General features: G+C 58.2%; 15 protein-coding genes and 3 pseudogenes. 8 read left to right on the top strand and 10 right to left on the bottom strand.

The window, feature by feature from the left end:
- Positions 1–3 precede the first annotated feature (3 nt).
- Both ACIQUB_RS16270 and ACIQUB_RS16265 read left to right on the top strand, forming a co-directional pair.
- Positions 4–1,028: pseudogene (locus ACIQUB_RS16270) on the top strand (RcgA family putative transporter); the annotation flags it as partial.
- A pseudogene (locus ACIQUB_RS16265) lies at positions 1,018–2,015 on the top strand (RcgR family putative quorum lactone hydrolase). The pseudogenes ACIQUB_RS16270 and ACIQUB_RS16265, both read left to right, overlap by 11 nt.
- A 169-nt stretch (positions 2,016–2,184) precedes the next feature.
- Here ACIQUB_RS16265 and ACIQUB_RS16260 read toward each other — a convergent pair.
- From ACIQUB_RS16260 to traC, 8 genes and pseudogenes are all read right to left on the bottom strand, one after another.
- Positions 2,185–2,988, bottom strand: a complete 804-nt coding sequence (locus tag ACIQUB_RS16260; RefSeq protein ID WP_402931189.1) for a DUF3800 domain-containing protein — start codon at positions 2,986–2,988, stop codon at positions 2,185–2,187.
- 56 nt (positions 2,989–3,044) lie between these two features.
- A complete protein-coding gene (locus ACIQUB_RS16255; RefSeq protein ID WP_402930605.1) occupies positions 3,045–3,662 on the bottom strand; it encodes a TraH family protein in 618 nt (205 codons plus the stop codon).
- A gap of 14 nt (positions 3,663–3,676) precedes the next feature.
- Positions 3,677–4,843 carry a conjugal transfer protein TraB gene (locus ACIQUB_RS16250; protein WP_402930603.1) on the bottom strand — a complete coding sequence of 389 codons (1,167 nt, stop codon included), beginning with the start codon at positions 4,841–4,843 and terminating at the stop codon, positions 3,677–3,679.
- Positions 4,833–5,399, bottom strand: coding sequence for a conjugative transfer signal peptidase TraF (gene traF / locus ACIQUB_RS16245; RefSeq protein WP_402930601.1), 567 nt, complete (start codon positions 5,397–5,399; stop codon positions 4,833–4,835). The genes ACIQUB_RS16250 and traF overlap by 11 nt, the downstream gene beginning before the upstream one ends.
- Positions 5,396–6,283 (bottom strand): annotated as a pseudogene (locus tag ACIQUB_RS16240) (BID domain-containing protein); the annotation flags it as partial. The gene traF and the pseudogene ACIQUB_RS16240, both read right to left, overlap by 4 nt.
- Positions 6,284–6,448: 165 nt before the next feature.
- On the bottom strand, positions 6,449–8,401 hold the full coding sequence (gene traG / locus ACIQUB_RS16235; protein WP_402930599.1) for a Ti-type conjugative transfer system protein TraG: 1,953 nt from the start codon (positions 8,399–8,401) through the stop codon (positions 6,449–6,451).
- The gene (gene traD / locus ACIQUB_RS16230) at positions 8,391–8,603 is read right to left on the bottom strand and encodes a conjugal transfer protein TraD (protein WP_402930597.1); all 213 of its coding nucleotides are present in this window, start codon (positions 8,601–8,603) and stop codon (positions 8,391–8,393) included. The genes traG and traD overlap by 11 nt, the downstream gene beginning before the upstream one ends.
- Before the next feature lie 4 nt (positions 8,604–8,607).
- The gene (traC, locus tag ACIQUB_RS16225; RefSeq protein ID WP_402930595.1) at positions 8,608–8,880 is read right to left on the bottom strand and encodes a conjugal transfer protein TraC; all 273 of its coding nucleotides are present in this window, start codon (positions 8,878–8,880) and stop codon (positions 8,608–8,610) included.
- Between the two features lie 224 nt (positions 8,881–9,104).
- Here traC and ACIQUB_RS16220 point away from each other — a divergent pair, with 224 nt between their 5' ends.
- The 3 genes from ACIQUB_RS16220 to ACIQUB_RS16210 all read left to right on the top strand — a co-directional run bounded on the left by ACIQUB_RS16220 (position 9,105) and on the right by ACIQUB_RS16210 (position 11,006).
- Complete coding sequence (locus tag ACIQUB_RS16220) at positions 9,105–9,497, top strand: DUF1236 domain-containing protein (RefSeq protein ID WP_402930593.1); 393 nt, start codon at positions 9,105–9,107, stop codon at positions 9,495–9,497.
- Positions 9,498–9,956: 459 nt separating this feature from the next.
- The gene (locus ACIQUB_RS16215; RefSeq protein ID WP_402930592.1) at positions 9,957–10,082 is read left to right on the top strand and encodes a hypothetical protein; all 126 of its coding nucleotides are present in this window, start codon (positions 9,957–9,959) and stop codon (positions 10,080–10,082) included.
- Between the two features lie 300 nt (positions 10,083–10,382).
- Positions 10,383–11,006: an acyl-homoserine-lactone synthase gene (locus ACIQUB_RS16210; RefSeq protein WP_018902628.1), complete on the top strand. Its 624-nt coding sequence runs from the start codon at positions 10,383–10,385 to the stop codon at positions 11,004–11,006.
- 64 nt (positions 11,007–11,070) lie between these two features.
- On the opposite strand, the gene ACIQUB_RS16205 is transcribed toward ACIQUB_RS16210, so the two are convergent.
- Both ACIQUB_RS16205 and ACIQUB_RS16200 read right to left on the bottom strand, forming a co-directional pair.
- A complete protein-coding gene (locus ACIQUB_RS16205; protein ID WP_402930589.1) occupies positions 11,071–11,787 on the bottom strand; it encodes an autoinducer binding domain-containing protein in 717 nt (238 codons plus the stop codon).
- Between the two features lie 207 nt (positions 11,788–11,994).
- Entirely contained in the window at positions 11,995–12,732 is a 738-nt protein-coding gene (locus tag ACIQUB_RS16200) for a response regulator transcription factor (protein WP_402930587.1), read from the bottom strand.
- 970 nt (positions 12,733–13,702) lie between these two features.
- Between ACIQUB_RS16200 and ACIQUB_RS16195 the strand changes: the two genes are divergently transcribed.
- The 3 genes from ACIQUB_RS16195 to ACIQUB_RS16185 all read left to right on the top strand — a co-directional run bounded on the left by ACIQUB_RS16195 (position 13,703) and on the right by ACIQUB_RS16185 (position 16,468).
- Entirely contained in the window at positions 13,703–14,269 is a 567-nt protein-coding gene (locus ACIQUB_RS16195; RefSeq protein WP_402930586.1) for a winged helix-turn-helix domain-containing protein, read from the top strand.
- The gene (locus tag ACIQUB_RS16190) at positions 14,266–15,657 is read left to right on the top strand and encodes an amidohydrolase family protein (RefSeq protein WP_402930585.1); all 1,392 of its coding nucleotides are present in this window, start codon (positions 14,266–14,268) and stop codon (positions 15,655–15,657) included. The genes ACIQUB_RS16195 and ACIQUB_RS16190 overlap by 4 nt, the downstream gene beginning before the upstream one ends.
- Positions 15,658–16,195: 538 nt before the next feature.
- A complete protein-coding gene (locus ACIQUB_RS16185) occupies positions 16,196–16,468 on the top strand; it encodes a hypothetical protein (protein WP_402930583.1) in 273 nt (90 codons plus the stop codon).
- The last annotated feature ends 207 nt before the right edge of the window (positions 16,469–16,675 follow it).

The following is a 16,675-nucleotide window of genomic DNA, read 5'->3' as shown; positions in this document are numbered from 1 at the left end:
GTTATCTTGGGGATTCACAGCGCCGCTTACCTCCGCGCGGACAATGTCGCGAAAGAGGTCGGATTTCTCTGGGCGCCGAATTGGACCATCCTTTTCATGGTGCTCCTACCGCTGTTTTTCGCAATCGTGGCCGAGCTGCTCGCCTTCTGGAATGGAGAGGCACGCCTGAAGCTGTGGACGTGGAGCCACACGAGCACCTGAGACGATGGACGGGCTAGTCAGGTGCAGGCGTCCTCTTTGTCCTACTGGGCAGTCTTCCTGATTTGCGTGTTGTTCGCCGGCGTTTTCCAATCGATTGGCGTTTGCCTTGTCCCACTACTGGAAGGCGGAGCAGACTACGCGACAAGCTGGGGTACGATGGCAATTGTGCGCCCGGAGGTCATTTCGGTGCCGGTGGCGATCGCGTTCACCGCTCTCGCCTTTCTCTACGTGTGCGTGTGCTTCTATTTATTTTTTGCCGGGCTAATTTTGCTCTACACGATGGTACACGATCTCAAGAGAATTGGCCTGGACGCAGCGGTCTTTGAGCAAACTGGATCGCGAGGCGAGGTGCACAGGCTATGCTTGAGACTAATGCGCGGAGTGTTTCGTTGCACGGTTCTCGGCCTACTTGTCGCGTTATGCACGAAGGCCCAGAGCTCCTATCTAACCTCGAACGCCAAAAACATCCTCGATTGGCTGGCCGGGGATTTCTCTTCAGTGCTGGCTGGCCGCGATGCTGCGAGCAATGGGTTCCACATCGGATGCCCACCCATTACAGTAGCCTGCTTGTCGCCCTCTCGACCATCGTCGTCTTTGTCTACGGTTCAATCTCGATCCGAGCTATCGCTGGGCGATTTCATAAACCTCTCCGGACAATGGCGGCGGTCGTGACTTTGCTGTTTGCTGCATACCTGCTGATCGACGCTTTCGTAGGATTCTCAATCCTTTTGGCTATCGGTGTGGTCGTCGCGGCCTTCAGCCTGATTGAACCTGGCCTAGGCAGCCGGCGAGCCAATGACGTAGGAAGCAAGCAAATTGCATCTTAGGTGGCTTGATCAGTGGCATGAACAGCGCGCGCGACGCGGTGAAGACGGTAAGGAAGCGACGCGTTTCATTCTGGATGCCGACCGTGCCTTTCCCGGTGAGAACATCGAGAGCATTTCCGAATTTTGTGACCGCGCGGATAAAGCGTCGATTGACCCTAAGTTTTTCGATGAGCCAAATCGCGGCAATCATCGGTTCGAGGTGAACGAGGATTGGGTTAAATTCCCCTCGGACATATCCACCGATGTCGCAGAGAATAATATCGTCTGGGCGAAAATCACCAAAGGCGGATCCCTCCGCAAGGCACGTGTGATCTTTCACCATTTGAATGCACGGGCCCGAAACGCGAAATTTGCCGGCTTTTTGTCATGGCGCGGGATCACGGTCGTCGAGATCGCGATGCCTTATCACCTCGAGCGTGGCCGGCCCGGCTCCTTGCACGCGGACTATATGTTGAGCGCCAACCTTGGTCGTACGATCCAAGCAGTGAAGCAGGCAGTGTGCGATGGAAAAAACTCATCTGCTGGCTGAAGGGTGAAGGCTACCAAGAGATCTCTGTCCTTGGCATGAGCCTTGGATCTTGGGTTGCAGGATTGATTGCGGCCCATGATCTGAGCATTTCGAAGGCTTCGCTATTTCTGCCAGGTGGGAGCCTTGCGGACATGGTTTGGACCGGTCGCGCCACTCGAACTATCCGCAGCAGCCTGGAGCATGAGATCGAGCTGGCTGATCTCAGGAGAGCATGGGGTCCACTCAATCTCGAGAACTACACGCGTTGTTTGTCGCGGCCGGGGCTCGATATCCAGATGGTCTTGGCCAGAAGAGACAAGGTTGTGATGCCAGCGTTCTCAGAGAGCCTGATATCCAGCTTGAAGAACGACGGTGGCCGACCACAGATCTTGAAGCTGAATTGTGGCCATTATTCCCTTGGACGGCTGCCGTACATCCTGCATGCGGGTCTGAGTTTGAAACGGTTTCTCTATCGATAGGACCGAATGCCCTGCTAGAGCTTCAGAGCGTGTCCGCACCAAATCTGACGACTCGCCCAAATCAAACTTGCAAAACAGTTTTACGTGCACTACTTTTCCTGTAGAGCAACGCTCCGGGGTCAGCGCTAGGCGCTGGCCGAAACGAATTAAGGTCCGCAAGGACCTTTTTTCATTTGAAGAAGCTGTATTTGATTCTGAGGCTCGACCGGTCCTGTTCTAGAACGAGCGCGTCGATCAGTTTGCCCGACCTCATGAGATCGACATACGGTTTATAGGTGGGATCGTATCCACCCTTGGCCATCGGATAGAGCATCAGGTCAGCGACCTGCTTCATCGCCGCCTCCTTGGTCCGGCGCTTGGGTCCACCTCTGACGGTCCGCCGGAATTCCTCTGGAGGAAGCGAGCCATAGGCATTTGCGCCGTCGCTCGCGAATGGCATTCCGTTGGCCTTGAGCGCCTTGGCATAGGTCATCAGATCCCGGTCTTCGTGCTTGCCGCTCGCCTCGGAGAAAACCCGAAGGGTCCGGCCTTGACTATCCGCGAACTTTGCCGCCCGCTCAATGAGGATCGAGTAGGCGGTTCTACACATCAGCCACAGTCGTTCCTGATATCTCTCGCGATACCGCAGATATCCCGGTCGATCGATGACGGCTGCAATCCCAATCACGGGGAGGGAGAGGATAAATGCGTCGAGTTCCGGAAAGAAAAGCCGAGCCTTCTCAGGATTCCTCCACCAACCAAAATCTCCGCGACCGCCACGAATTTTGTGCGAGTGCAGCGGGTAGTCGATCCCATGCTCAGCGTAGAATGCGGAGTGTAGCACCTTCAGTTCACCGATATCTTCTTGCTTGATCAGGAACCCGCCCAAGCCAAAGCAATCCATGCCGTCCTTTCGCTGCTGAGGAGGCTCATGGTCGGGATCTCGGCTGCCGGTGTCGTCGATAAACAGGTGATATTCGGGAGGTGCTGTCATTGCCACTCAGTTTATCCGGCAGAAATAGGGAAAGCTTTTTGGCGCCCAAATCAGACTTATCTACCTCCGCCTATCCGGGAAATGTCGATCCTCATTCCTGCCTCGGCGGCCTCACCCGGCTCCGCTGATTGTGAGCTATCTTCACTTTCGGGAGCAGGCTCCGCGCGATCATCATCATCAGATGGCTCCTCGGAGGCTGTATTCATGAAGGTCGGACCACCGGGATCGTTGGCCAGGAACACGTTGTCGCCCTCGAAGGTTTCCGTCTTCCAAGCGTAGATTGCATCATCGACCAACTGCGGAAGGAGCTCGCTATTTGTGGGGCGGCCATACCATTTGGTGACGATGCGGGCGACCTTTGCAAATATGCCGGTCCCCGTTCGCAAGTTCGAGCAAACGTCAAACATGTCTGGCCGAAGCTGTGACGGGTCGCCAACGCCAACGCCCGCGGGAAACTGGGTGATCCCGACGCGAACGATGGCATGACCGACATAGTCCTTGACCACACCCATCGCCTCGTCGGGAGAGCGAGGCTTGGGGATGAGAACCAGCCGACCATCAGCCTTCACGGTAACGGCCAGTGGATCGTCGGAACCGACGGCCGAAATGAACTGTTCGACGATAGCGGGGGCAAGAGTTGGGTCCGCGCATTTCGCGATAAGGGCAGCGTCCATGGTCTATCTCCAGATCAGGTGTTGAAGGACATCACGAGAGGTTTGCCGAACAGCCGTGCCCAGGCTCGCGTGCTGGCGCGCTGAATGGCGACGATAGATGTCCCCTTGGTCCACCAGTCGTTTCCGACGGCGATGATGAGGTCTGGATCATGGAGCATCGACTGCAGGACGGGCCAGACGATCAGCTGCTCATAGCAGATGAGCGGAGCCACGCGCCGGCCGCCAATCGAAACAATCGGATTTGCGAAGAAATCCGCTCGTGCGCCGCCGCTCTTTCCAATCAGTCTCAGCCAGGGCTGCCACATCGAGCCAGGCACCGGCATGCGTTCGCGATAGAGGATCTCACTTTCGGTGGCCGAGACGCGGACCAGGACATTATCGTATCCCTGCGCATCGACCACGGCTGCGCCGGCGATGACGCTCAGATCGCCACCAGTGAGCTGCTGCCGCCACAAGCGCTCCACCGACGGCGTCCAAAACCCAAGGGCACTTTCAGGCAAGAGTATGTAGGCGGTGTCAGGCCGGCGCAGTAGGCGCAACGTTGCAATCAGGTCACTATGGCGAGCAAGACTGGTATCGCGGCCCAGACTATTTCCAAGCTGCAGGTCGACGCCCTGCCACCCACGCCCTATGTCGGGACTGGTCCAGAATGCGGCGGACCAGAGCCAGAGACCTACGAGGGTGATGGCTGCAGCCGGTCTATATTGCGTCGTCATGATCGCGAGGCCGGCTGTGACTGCCGCAAGCCCTGACCATCCCCATCCTGGAAAGAGAATGCCTGCCGCAGTGACCGGATGGGCCCAGCCGACAATGCCGAATGGCGGAAGGGCCATCAGAACCATCGCGATCGTGTATCGTAGGGCTTTCCCGGCGAAGGATCGACGCGACCACAGGACGACATGAACGAACACAAAGCCGCTTGAGGCGACAAGCCACAGCATCACGCCCGGCCAGATGTCCGATTGATAGAAGGCAACCGCGCCCTGCGGAAGACCACGTGACGCCGCTAGAAAATAGGCCGCCGAAACGAGACCAGCGGTACGGCGACTGCGTGCCATCGACCAGAGCGCTGGAAACGCGATAGCTGCCGGAAGCGCCAATGCGTTTCCGCTCCAGGCAATATATCCGGTCGTGCAAGAAGTCAGAACAAGGGCGAGCGGCTGGATCCAATCAGGGCGCATAGGTCAGCACCTGCTTTGCAACACCAAGCACACCAGAAGCGGGGACCGGCCCGAAGTATCGCGAGTCCCAGGACCCGAGAAACGGTGAGTGTAGGAACAGGAAGCCGGCCGGAATCGTCCCTCCCGCATACGGGCGCAGAGGTCGTCCTTGGCCGTCCCGAGACACGAGGTTCGAGCTTTCGATCGGCCGCCCATCGATCTTGACGTCGCCGGCGACATCAATGCGCTGACCGGCAATCGCCGCCACGGTCTTAATGAGCGGACCAAACCCGCCCGGGCATAGGCCCGCGCGAAGGTAGCCTCTCGCAAAACCCTCCGAGACAGCTTCGGTCTCAGGCGGGCAAACGAACAGCATGTCGCCGACGTGGACCGGGCGATCGAGGCGTGCGACACGCCAGAGACCGAGCGGCTCGCTGGGCGTTGTGTTGATCCGCAGGCCGCCGACAACCCCGCCGATGACCACCGCAAGGGCGACACCACATGAGGCAGCGATCAGGGCGAGGGCAGGGCGCCTTTGGCGCACTATGGCAGCGGTGGGTTTTTCTTGAGACGTCATTTCAGCGACAACCCTCTCGTCTGGGTTTGGCGTATGGTTTCGGCCTGTTCGAGTGCCACCGCTTTCCGCTCATGCGTCGCAAGTTGCTGAACGGTCCGGATCGTGTCCCAGGCGGAATGCAGCTCTTGTTTCTGTGCCGGCTGCATGCCTGCGGACGCTGCCTCGAACGCCTTGCCATCTGCGGTCTTTGCCGCAAGTGGCAGGAAGGTTCTTTCGCCGAAGCGGTCCGACACGGCTCTGGCAAATCCTTCGAGCTCGGCCTTCACTTGTCTGTCCGCGAGAGCGAACTCGAGACCGGTGGGGATATCGTTTCGATCGATGGCATCGCGCACGCGGCCGAGCACCTGCTTTGCCGATGCCGAGAGGGCAGGGATGTCGAGCGAGAGCTTCGTGCGGACCGCGCGTTCTTCCTCTTCATAGCGGCTGGCCGCCTCCGCGCGTTTTGCGATGAAGCCCTGCAGATCACGGGCGAGAGCTGGCGCGTTGAGGATTGCCGTATCGCGTGCGTGCTTCTCGGTGCTGCCTGCAAACAGGCCAGTCTTGCCCTTCAGCGCGCCGAAGCTTTCCGGCCGCTCGGCAATCCGCATAAGCGTCGTTGCGGCAACCGTCTCATTCGTCAGCATGGCGTCGACATTGACCGCCTTGAAGGCGGCCTCAGGATCCGCAAAGACGTAGTGGAAGCGAGCGGAAACCTCCTGCCAGCGGTCCTTCAGGACGGGGTCGGCCGAGAGCCTGTCTTCGACCACCCGAACGATCGACCTGGGGACGGTCGTCGTACCTGAGACCATGGGCTTTACCTCCTTGATTGCAGACGGTGTCGATGCGGTCGACTTCGCTCCGACAAGGCCAAGCCTTGCCGCAATCGCGCCGAGGTGCGCGCCAAGCTACGGAGCTGGCTTGAGGTCTTCGCCCGCTTGGAGGCGATCGCAATTAACAAGCAGTCCATCGACCAATACCCAAGCTGACCCAAAATATCCGCGCCGTAGTTGCCGCTTCCACGGCGTCGTCGCCACCGTCCGTCACGATGAAAAGGCATTGCTCGACGAACCTTAGTTCGGTACAGGCGAGGCCGGAGCTTCGGAGCCCTCACCACGCTGTTGAAACCTGTTCTTGCCAACGCACGACTTCATGTCCAGCCGACGAAACCAGATCGCGCGACCGCATCGTAATGGAGCATTGCCCGCGGTGAAGATGATCTGCTCGTCCGCGCGCATGCGCAGGACTTCGTGCGGCTGGATCAGCTGCCTGGAGGCAAGTTGCTTCGAGCGTGTTCGTGAGGACCCGCGCGATTGGAAACTGCGACTGACCTGGTCGATCTCGACGGTCGTCGTACCACACCTGCGCGATATGTAGTCAGCGGTTTCTGGATCGTTGATGGCGGCAAACGAGATCCAACTTGCGCTCTCGAACCACTTGCTGGACGCGTCCCTACCGCCATAGGTCTCCCGCAGTTGCCCGATCGACTGATAGATCATCGTCAGCGTGATCCCGTATTTCCGACCAGCATCGCGTGTCGTCTCCAGAACGCGCATGTAGCCCAGCCTTGCGACCTCATCGAGCAGAAACAATGCTCGCCCTTTGATCGCTCCATCCCGATTGTAGATTGCGTTGAGGAGGGAGCCGATGATGACGCGCGCGAGGCCAGAATGGGTCTCCAACGTCTTAAGGTCGATGTTGATGAAGACGTCGGTCTCGCCATCGGCCAGCGCCTCGGTGGAGAAGTTCGAGCCCGACACCAGCGCGCCGTAGTTCGCATAGCTCAGCCAGTGCGTTTCCTTGATGGCATTGGCGTAGACGCCGGAGAATGTCTCAGGCGTCATGTTGACGAAGGCAGCGACATTCTCTTTGACGAAAGCCGACGCTGAATTGTCGTAGATCTCCTGCAGGCGCGCGCGAAGCTTTGGCTCGGGCTCCGACAGATTGGCACGAACCTGCCTTAAAGTCTGGTGCTTTGCGTCCGTGTGGCCGGATAGACAAACGTCTGATATCATCGCGGTCAATAGCTGTAGTCCGGATGAGCGGAAGAAGTCGTCGCGGACGCCACTCGCGCGAGCGCTGTCGCTCATGATCCACGATGCGACGGCCGCGATATCCTCTTCCTTGGTGGCGCCGTGACGACCGATCCAGTCGAGCGCGTTGAAGCCAGAACCAGCGTTCTTCGGGTCGAGAACGATGACGCGCCGACCCGCCTTGCGCCGGTGCTCCATAACCATCGGTGCCACCTCATTGGATGGGTCGAGCACGACAAGCGAGCCGCCCCATTTGAGCGCCGTTGGCACTGTAACAGACGTCGTCTTGAAACCACCCGAACCGGCGAAGACGATCCCGTGCGATGAGCCGAAAGAGCCGTCGAAGCACAAGAGCGGCGCGGACCCGCCCTTGCCCCAGGTCGTGGGTTCGCCCGGTCGAAACGGTGTCGCCGCTGGATCGTCTCGGTCGACACGATAACGCTCGCCGATGACGATGCCACCCCCTTCCGCGAAAAGCTTCTCCGCATCCTGCATCGTCATCCAGTCCGCCTCGCCGTGCAGGGCGCGCTTGCCCCGAATGCGGCGCGGCTCACTTCGCGAAAAGGCTGCATTTCCCATCCTGGCAACGCGCAAGGCGAAGAACGCGATAAGAAGTGCTGCGCCCGCTCCTGCTAAGGTCGAAGGATCGGCATAGGACGGAAGCGTCCTTCCCGCGGGGACTTGGCCGGCGAAGGCCAGCAGGCGCAATCCCTCTCTGGTTGCTGCAACGACGACCACCCCGAGGCCGCCCACGGCGACGCTCCAACCGGCCGCCTTGACGTTGATCGATCCCCTGGTTCCGAGGAGGAACAGGAGACCGCAGGCGCCAGCGAGCGCATAGGGCAATGCCAGTCCGATCCGCCCGAGCATCAGCTTCGCCTGGTCGGTCGTTCCGAACGCGGCGAGCCACCGTTCGATGCCGGAAAGGAACAGCGCAATTGCCATCATTGCCAAGGGTGGAATGGCAGCGACGAGAATCCGCTTAGGTGTCATCGGCAAATGCCTTCGCACCGAGTTCACTCAGGCGGGTTCGCTCCGCCTCGTCAGACTTCATCCGAGCGCTGGCATCGATCAGAAGCCCGAGCAGCAACGCCCGCTTCTCGTAGCGCAAGCCCGCCTTGACGATCAGGCCGCCGAGCTCGATCTTTTCCCGCGCGTCCTTCTTGCGGGCTTCGGTCGCTGTCATCTTTTGCATTCGCTCAAGTCTCCGAAGATTGGCCCGCAGCCTCGCCAGCGCCGTTCGGCGGCGTGGTCGCAGGCTTGTGTCCCTGAACGAGTTTCGTTCCTGCGCGAAACCGGCCGGCGACCTCCTCAAAAGCCGACAGAAGATCAGCCTCTTCCACCTCGATCTCTCCGACCCCCGCACGCAGCGCGATACGCCCGATGCGCTCGGCGTCACGTGTCTCGGCCTGCTTCAGCTGCTCCTGCAGGCGAGTAATCTCTTCACGGATTTTGGCGGTTGGCCTCTTCATGGGTTTCGCGTCCTCGTGGCTTTCAGACCGATGAAACTGAAGCTTGCCCCGAATTTTCCCTCGCTGGATAGGTGCAATGTTGCACCTCGCAAAGGCGCCAGCCGATGTGTACCCGCCGATTGAGGCGTGCAAGACGCCACAGAAAGGGATCTCAGACCTAAGTCGGATATCCGGAACAAATACCGGGCGATCGCCTTTCCCATCCATCAAATGAGAAGAGGAGAATGGAAATGAAACGATTTATTCTTGCAGCGGCAATGAGCTGCATCGCTGCCTCGGCCTACGCCGATGGCGCGGTCACCGGAGCCGTTGGCGGCGCCGCCACAGGTGCCATCGTTGGTGGTCCCGTCGGAGCCGGCGTCGGCGCAATTGTCGGTGGCGTTGCTGGCGCGACGATCGATCCTCCGCCAGCCGAAGTGGTTACCTACGTTCAGCAGGCCCCGGCGCCGCAACAGCCGGTAGTGGTACAGGAGCGGGTCAAGGTAGGCGTAGCGCTGCCCTCTGATGTCGTCGTGACGCCCGTTCCCGAAAATCCGCAATATGGCTACGTCATCATGGGCCAGGAGCGGGTCATTGTTGAACCGCAGACCCGCAAGGTAGTCCAGGTCATTCAGTAGTGGCATTCGGTCGGAGGAATTACCTCTGGCCGAAGGATCGCAGGCGCCGGTTTACCCCGGCGCCTGTTGCCTTTGGAGGGCCGGAGTTCAACGCAGCTTCATCGTGGTGCGCTTGTTGTTGATTTGCTCTCATCAGAAGGAGAAATTGGCCTTCAGTCGTCGGACCGACCCTTACAGTTGTGGGCAGCGTATGGGCGTCGACTATCTTTTCCTTGACCGAAGCGGGCGGCCGACGCTTGGGCTCAAGATAAGTAACGCGCTTGCTTGGTCGGATCGTCGGTGGTCCGCGGGACGCCACCGACGGCGCCATAGGGCAGCCGCTCAGTGGAGCTAAGCCTGTGTGAGTTCCAATTTAAAGCCGATTGATTGACCGATGATCCTATTTCTACCGGAAGGCAGACCCGGAACCGGGAATAAAGCTCATTTTATGTCCGTCTCATCTATAACAGGAGGCTCGTCATGACTGACCGCCAAGAGACGTCTACCATTCCCTTTACGGTGAACATTTCGGTAATCGCCCTCGTCGTATTCCTCTGCGGTGTTCTCTATTTCTTCGGCTACGCGATGTCGGGTGGCACTCCATAGATCAGTAAGAGTGTAGCGGGCGCCGAAGTCATCGATTCAAGAGATGTCCCAAACTGAGTGCGCGCGACAGACGCGGCAGTCACTTAGGCTCCTGAATTTTGCAAGTGTTTCCGATCTCTGTCGGCGTCGGTCTGCTCGATAAGACCGGGAGCGAGCTCTGTGGTCTCGTCGATCACGACATGTTCCTCCAGACGGCTTTCGTCGGAAACTGAGATTGCGGTCGACCCGCAGATCTGCGACTAGAATCCAATATCAAAGACCATCACTCTGTCTCAGTTCAAGAAAAGGGAGAGTGACGAAATGGAAGTCATAGATATTCGCGTGCCGTGCACAGCCGGCGAAGAGGCACTGCTCAACGACATGTACCGGTTGCGGGCCAGGATTTTCCACGGACGGCTCGGCTGGGATGTCGAGTGTCAGGATGGCCGCGAGTTCGATCAGTTCGACCACTGCGGGCCGACCTATATCCTCGTCCTCGATGAGCAGGCAAGGGTCGTTGGGTCGGTCCGCCTGTTACCAACGAATGGCCCAAATATGTTGATGGATGTGTTTCGGCAATTGCTGGAGAACGGGCAACTCGCCACCAAACCGACGATGATCGAGAGCTCGCGTTTCTGTGTCGACACGACCATGCAATCGAGCCCGCGGGGCGCAACGCATGAAGCTACGTTTTGCCTGCTTGCAGGCATTATCGAGTGGTGTCTGCGCAACGGATGGACCGACCTCGTGACGGCCACGGACCTTCGCATGGAGCGTCTGCTGAGGCAGCGCGGTTGGCCAATGACAAGACTAGGAGAACCTCGTTTAATAAACGAGACAGATAGCGTAGCCGGTCGCTTTTCGATCAACCGCGATACCTTCGAGTTGTTACGACCGGTGTCTTATCGTTCGCGGCTTTCATCGACTAGCCGCCAAGCGGCCTAGCCTAGATAATGGTTCGCCACGTCGCGGCGAACCATCACGACGGTGAGACCTCGGCATACGCCAATCAGACCAGCCGCATTGCCATTGCGACGCAGAGTGCCTCCTGCAGGTTCCTAACTCCCAATTTTACCCTGACGTTATCGAGGTCAAACCTGACGGTATGGAATGAGTAACCAGTTATCGACGAGATTTCATGCATCGGCATTCCAGTTGACGCCCACCGAACAAACAGTGCTTCGCGATCCGTCAGGCCGGGTTTGCGCATCATCGTCGGGTGTGGGGAGTCTCTAAAGCGCTGGTGCAGGAAGGCCACTGCGGTCGCAGCCAGAGCAATGTCAGACGCCACGATATCATGTAGCGGTGCTTTCGACGATGTCGCAAATGTTAGCATGGCGACCTGACCGTATCCCGTCGTGATCGGAATTGTCAGCCCGCTTCGGATCCCAAAGTCGGATGCTTGGTCCCAGAAACCTCGCTGATCAGGATTGGCGAATTTTCGCTCGGCATCGACAGACCATCTGAAAATCTGCATCAGACGCTTTCCCATCGTGATGATCGGATCAACGATCATGTAGGAGCGATCGAAATAGAGCGACTGCCACTCAGCCGCGTAGTTTGAGATCGCAAAATTCTGCGTGGTTGCGGCGCGTAGGCTGAGATAGGCAAAACTATCATAGCCGTTTCGCTTGGCGACCCGCCCGATAGCCCTTTGAAGGGCAGGTTCGGACCCGCTCGAGAAAGCACAGTCGATAACGCTTGCAAGTAAGGCCCGTGAGCTCATCCCATCTCTCCCAGGTTAGGACACGGTGACAGGACACGGTCGAGCGAGCAAAAAAAGATGCAGCCGGCGCACACGTTCGACCGTGTCAGTGATGCCTTCTCCGGCTAAATATATTTATTTTGATATGAATATCGTCGGTCAGGGAGAGCTTCAACACGTGCGCGAAGCCGTAACAAAACTTAACAAATCCCAAGCAGAGGCGTGGTGTTAGTCCCATAGCACATCGGCCACCAATATGTATCCTCCAAGCCGGACCGTCTTAAGCAGTGTGGGACTATTGCTGTGCGGTTCGAGCTTTTGCCTCAGCCGACTGACATGCACGTCGATCGTGCGTGTGACTGGACCCGCAAGCCCGGTGTGTGTGAGCGAAAGGAGTTCTTCACGCGTCATGACGCGTCCAGGATTTCGACAGAAGGTCAAGATAAGATCAAACTCTGTCGAGGTGAGATCGATAGTTGTTCCCTTCTGGTCGTGCAGGACGCGCTCTCGCGGGTGAAGGACGAACTCGCCAAAACGAATGACCGTGGGGTCGACACGAGAGCTGATCGCGCAAGCGGTACGCCGCAACAACGCCCTTATCCGCGCCTGACATTGTGACATCGCAACAGAGGCAGGAAAACAATCGTCGGCTCCGATGTCGAAAGCCATCTCGATCATATCTTCGCGGTCCCCCGGAAGAATGACGATCAATGGAATGTCGCTCGTTTCGCGGACTTGCCCGCACAGTTGAATACCAGACTCGGCGTCGCCGGACGCGACGACGATGACCAGATCAACGCGGGCAGAGATCAGTAGGCGTCTGAGCTTGGGGATTGAAGACAGCTGAATGACATCGAACGACATGGCTCGAACGGTCGAGGCCAGATTGTCATCCGGTGCTGAGCTTTCCAAGGTTAGCAGAGCGACACCGACACGCGGGCCGGCGCTTGAAGGGGCGTCATCCAATGGGGCTTCCAGTCGGTACATCTACCAGTCACAGCAACCGGTGCTGTACCTATAGTTGCACTCATGGCAGCTGGCGCCAACTCTCAGATTTGATAGTAATGAAGTGGCGCAGCCTATTAGCTATCCCGAACGCCGCACTCACGTTCTTCGAGCGCTAGTATCTTCGTCTGTCGCCTTCCAGGGCAGCCAACCTTGTACAGGTGGCAGCCGGCGCATGAAGAGGGCTTGAACCTTATATTCTCGGTGCCCGGGACATTGTGCGAGAATAGCGGTTCGGGGTGGTCTGGCCTTTTGCACATCGTTGATCTCTCCGTGATCTGGTCTGCAATGGATCGTGGCCTGGACGGTGTTTAGACACCAATCGAGATCGGCGTGTATTCATCTGGGCGCGTTATCAGTCTGACGTCCGGTTGGTTCGAGTTACTGAAGATCGAAAAATGTCGCGATCGAGTACGACGCTGCATCATCTGAAAGCCGCTTTTCTGCCATACCTGGTCGCTGTCGGTCGGGCGAAGACGATCAACTCAATCGGAAAGCCTCCTTGATGGTTGCTGACAGCGAAATGGACGAAGGCGTTATCCAGACGTCCACTCGACAACTCTCGTTGGGCACGAGCGCCGACGGAGGCCCTTTCATGGTGGCCTCAGTGGAAAGCGGGCGCTCAGATCTCGGTTTCCGATCACTGCACGATATTCAGGAGCGGGGGGTGGCATTTTGAAGGGTGTGGTCTGTCCGACTTTCTTTCGTGACATCGATACAATTCTTAATCCGCCGGTTGCAAAGAGCGATTGAACCACATTTGACCTCGTGAGATCGTTGGGCCATCTGTTCAACACACGAGCCAACACAACAAGCCATGCGACCGACAATAATTATCGGATCGCGGGAGCCTGGCGCATTTTCAGCAGTCGTCCAGGCCCTCGAGCGATCAGGGCTAAACACAGTCTTTTGTCGAACCGCGCGAGACACCGTGGCCGCCGTGAGGCGGCTTGACGTCGACGGTGTTCTGATCGACGCCTGCCTACCCGCTTCTCTGCTGGCCTGCCGTGAAATTCGCGACAGTCGAACCTCAACTCGCCTCCAGCTCGTTGTCGTGGTTGTTCGGCTAGCCGGTAGCCAGCGTCGAACCTATCGGAACGCCGGTGCCAACCGGGTGTTCACCGCGTCCAGCGCCGCGCGCCAGATCGCGTTTGCCTTGGCTCCGCAGCGGCGACAGGTGCACCTCTCGTATGGTGGAATCTCACTCGATCCAGCTGTTTGGCGCGTCTGGCATAACGGCGCAACAGTTGAGCTTCCTCGCATCGAATTCATGATCCTGGATCTTTTCCTGCGCCACCCGGGCCGCGTGTTCTCTAGACGGGAGATCATCGCCAGATGCTGGCCAAGCCATATCTTCGTGGACCCACGAACCGTCAATGTTCACATCGCCACGCTGCGCAGGCTCCTCGGACCCGGGTTTCACGGCAACCCGATCCGCTCGGTGCGTAGTCTCGGTTACGGGCTGGCCGGTCCCCCAGATGGAGGTGGCGCGTCGTGACAAAGCAAAAACTGGACACGGCGATTGTCAACGGACAGATCGTCACCGGAGACGGTGTAACCGAGATTGAGACCGGCAACGTTTTAATCGGTGGCCAAGTGATCCTGGACGTTATCGCGGGTGTGATCGATCGTCCCACGAATGCGCGGGTAATCGACGCCACGGGCTGTAAGATCCTGCCGGGAATTATCAACGCTCATGCCCATGGATGTACGGTTGGACCGACCATGCCTAGCGGATCGCGCGCCTTTTCGCCAAGTGTCATCGAATACCATCTTAACCGCCATCTCTTGTCGGGCACGACCACGCTTCTCAATGTGTGCGGGCTTGCTCTGACCGATGAGATCGCGACGACGCCTATAGATCATCCCCTCGAGGTGGCAGTCTCGACAGCACATACGCCCGCCAACCTCGCGGCCGCAATCACCGTCGATGGTACAGGCCTGGGTGAACGCCATAAACAAATGACAATCGAAGCCATGGTCAAGGCCGGTGCCAAGGCTTTAGGCGAGGCCGGCGGTGGCCAGACGCTCGGTGGTGGCGCCCAGGATTACCGCTTCATTCCTGACGCAATTTACAAAGCGACCGCCATCCGCATCCATCCAAATCTTGCCCGCGAGATCAAAGAGGCGGTTGTCGGTCGTAAACTCGACCATGCTGTTGCCGATCTGAATGCGGTCGACGACCTGTTGCATGGATCGGTGCTTCAGTCTGTAATCGATGCTTCAGCGCTCGCTGAGCTCGTGCGCGCCACCGTCATGCCACCTGTATCGCTCTCGTTGCAGGGTCTTGCGGAGATCGCCGAAGCCTCCAGTCGTCTTGAGTTGCCAGCGATTTTCCACCTCGCGACGCCGACGGCGGAAACGCTGATGCGTCTGGCTATAACTTATCCTAAGGCGCGGATGATCGCGGCTCACAGCAATCATCCGTCGTTCGAGGCCGACGAATGTGTCTCCGCGGCGAGAGGTCTTCGCACGAATGGGGTGACCATCGACGTGTCAACGCTCGATTGCATCTCTACGCGCTGGCGAAATTCGCCAACGAACCTCGACCGTCTCGTATTGGAAGGACTCGTCGACACACTATCAACGGATTTTGCCGGTGGCGACTGGGACTCAATTCTGGACGCAATCAATCGAATGGTTCGGCTCGGCCATTCCAGCCTTGCAGGGGCCGTCGCCCTTGCCACGGGAAACGTTGCCAAAGCTCTGCCGGAACTCGCATCGGACAGAGGATTGATTGCGCCTGGACGGCTTGCCGATATCGCGATCGTTGAGGGGCATAATCTTTCAAGGGTGAGGCACGTGATCAAGAAAGGCAGGATCGTGGTGCGCAACGGGGACATCTGCGGCCGCCACGAACGGCGCCAGCAGCGTCGAAGACCCTGAGCGCGCGATGACGAACTTGGCCAGACGCTTGCCGTCGACGTGCGTAAGCAATCAAGACGAAGTTCAGCCCAGATGGCTCTCTCGTTCGCTGGCGACCGTCAGAGCCGTTCGAGCGCCTGTGTGATTGGGCGAAGATCCACGACGCTCGCATAATGCCGCGGTTCCAGCCATCGCCTGATCAAACGAAGGCGTGCGCGCCTAGCATGCCCTCCTTCAGCAGTAACCCGTTACGCTACCGTCGAGCTGTTGAGACTGAAATGCAGTTTCGGTTCAATAACCCAGACCATTGCGCTCGCCCTGTGAAAGATCCCAATAAGCAATCCTGAGTAAAGGTGACTGCGCGTCTACCTAAGATCTTCACACTGACGTGAGAAACTCTGTTCGACGAAGTAAGTTTTATCAGCGGTTGGCAGCTGCGTTCACCGGTGCGACGATGGTCTGACGCCTCCTCAGACTGAAGTCGGAGATCCAACTTTTTGTGGAACTCAAAGACCTGTGGGTCATTTAACTGCGGTCTGATAACCCGAGGTAATGCCCCATGAAGAAAATCATCCTTGCTGTCGCTCTTGCTTTTTCGTCCATCATTGCTGTCCCCGCGGCGTCTTACGCAGATACCGTCGTCATTCGTACTGATAACGGTCCTGGCCTGCACCGCGGCTGGGAGCGTGGTCACCACCGTGGCTGGGATAATGATCGGAGAGCCCGCATGGTGCGAGACGACTATCGTCGCCATCGCTCTTGCTCCACGAAACGGGTTGTAACCTATCGTCATGGTGAGCGAGTGGTGCGGACCACCAAGGTTTGCCGCTAACTGACCCTAAGGTAGCCTTACGGAGCCGGAAAGTGATCCTTTCCGGCTCCTTCGACGTGCCACCCTGGCTACTGGGTCTGCTGCCGTATTCGCAAGTGTATCGAGGTGGCGTCTAGGCTCAGGACTCGTTAAATCAAATCCAGAAGATGACAATGGCTGCGATGCATATGGTTGAGAAGAAGGTGTGGGCGCAGCGATCGTATCTGG

Source organism: Rhizobium sp. NPDC090275 (genome assembly GCF_044772225.1).
Lineage (GTDB): Bacteria > Pseudomonadota > Alphaproteobacteria > Rhizobiales > Rhizobiaceae > Rhizobium.
This window is presented reverse-complemented; position numbering and strand designations above follow the sequence as displayed.

Excerpts from the sequence above, each read along its gene's own strand:
- ACIQUB_RS16260 (WP_402931189.1), bottom strand. The coding sequence starts at position 2,988 with ATGACAGCACCTCCCGAATATCACCTGTTTATCGACGACACCGGCAGC.
- ACIQUB_RS16255 (WP_402930605.1), bottom strand. The coding sequence starts at position 3,662 with ATGGACGCTGCCCTTATCGCGAAATGCGCGGACCCAACTCTTGCCCCC.
- ACIQUB_RS16250 (WP_402930603.1), bottom strand. The coding sequence starts at position 4,843 with ATGCGCCCTGATTGGATCCAGCCGCTCGCCCTTGTTCTGACTTCTTGC.
- traF (WP_402930601.1), bottom strand. The coding sequence starts at position 5,399 with ATGACGTCTCAAGAAAAACCCACCGCTGCCATAGTGCGCCAAAGGCGC.
- traG (WP_402930599.1), bottom strand. The coding sequence starts at position 8,401 with ATGACACCTAAGCGGATTCTCGTCGCTGCCATTCCACCCTTGGCAATG.
- traD (WP_402930597.1), bottom strand. The coding sequence starts at position 8,603 with ATGCAAAAGATGACAGCGACCGAAGCCCGCAAGAAGGACGCGCGGGAA.
- traC (WP_402930595.1), bottom strand. The coding sequence starts at position 8,880 with ATGAAGAGGCCAACCGCCAAAATCCGTGAAGAGATTACTCGCCTGCAG.
- ACIQUB_RS16220 (WP_402930593.1), top strand. The coding sequence starts at position 9,105 with ATGGAAATGAAACGATTTATTCTTGCAGCGGCAATGAGCTGCATCGCT.
- ACIQUB_RS16215 (WP_402930592.1), top strand. The coding sequence starts at position 9,957 with ATGACTGACCGCCAAGAGACGTCTACCATTCCCTTTACGGTGAACATT.
- ACIQUB_RS16210 (WP_018902628.1), top strand. The coding sequence starts at position 10,383 with ATGGAAGTCATAGATATTCGCGTGCCGTGCACAGCCGGCGAAGAGGCA.
- ACIQUB_RS16205 (WP_402930589.1), bottom strand. The coding sequence starts at position 11,787 with ATGAGCTCACGGGCCTTACTTGCAAGCGTTATCGACTGTGCTTTCTCG.
- ACIQUB_RS16185 (WP_402930583.1), top strand. The coding sequence starts at position 16,196 with ATGAAGAAAATCATCCTTGCTGTCGCTCTTGCTTTTTCGTCCATCATT.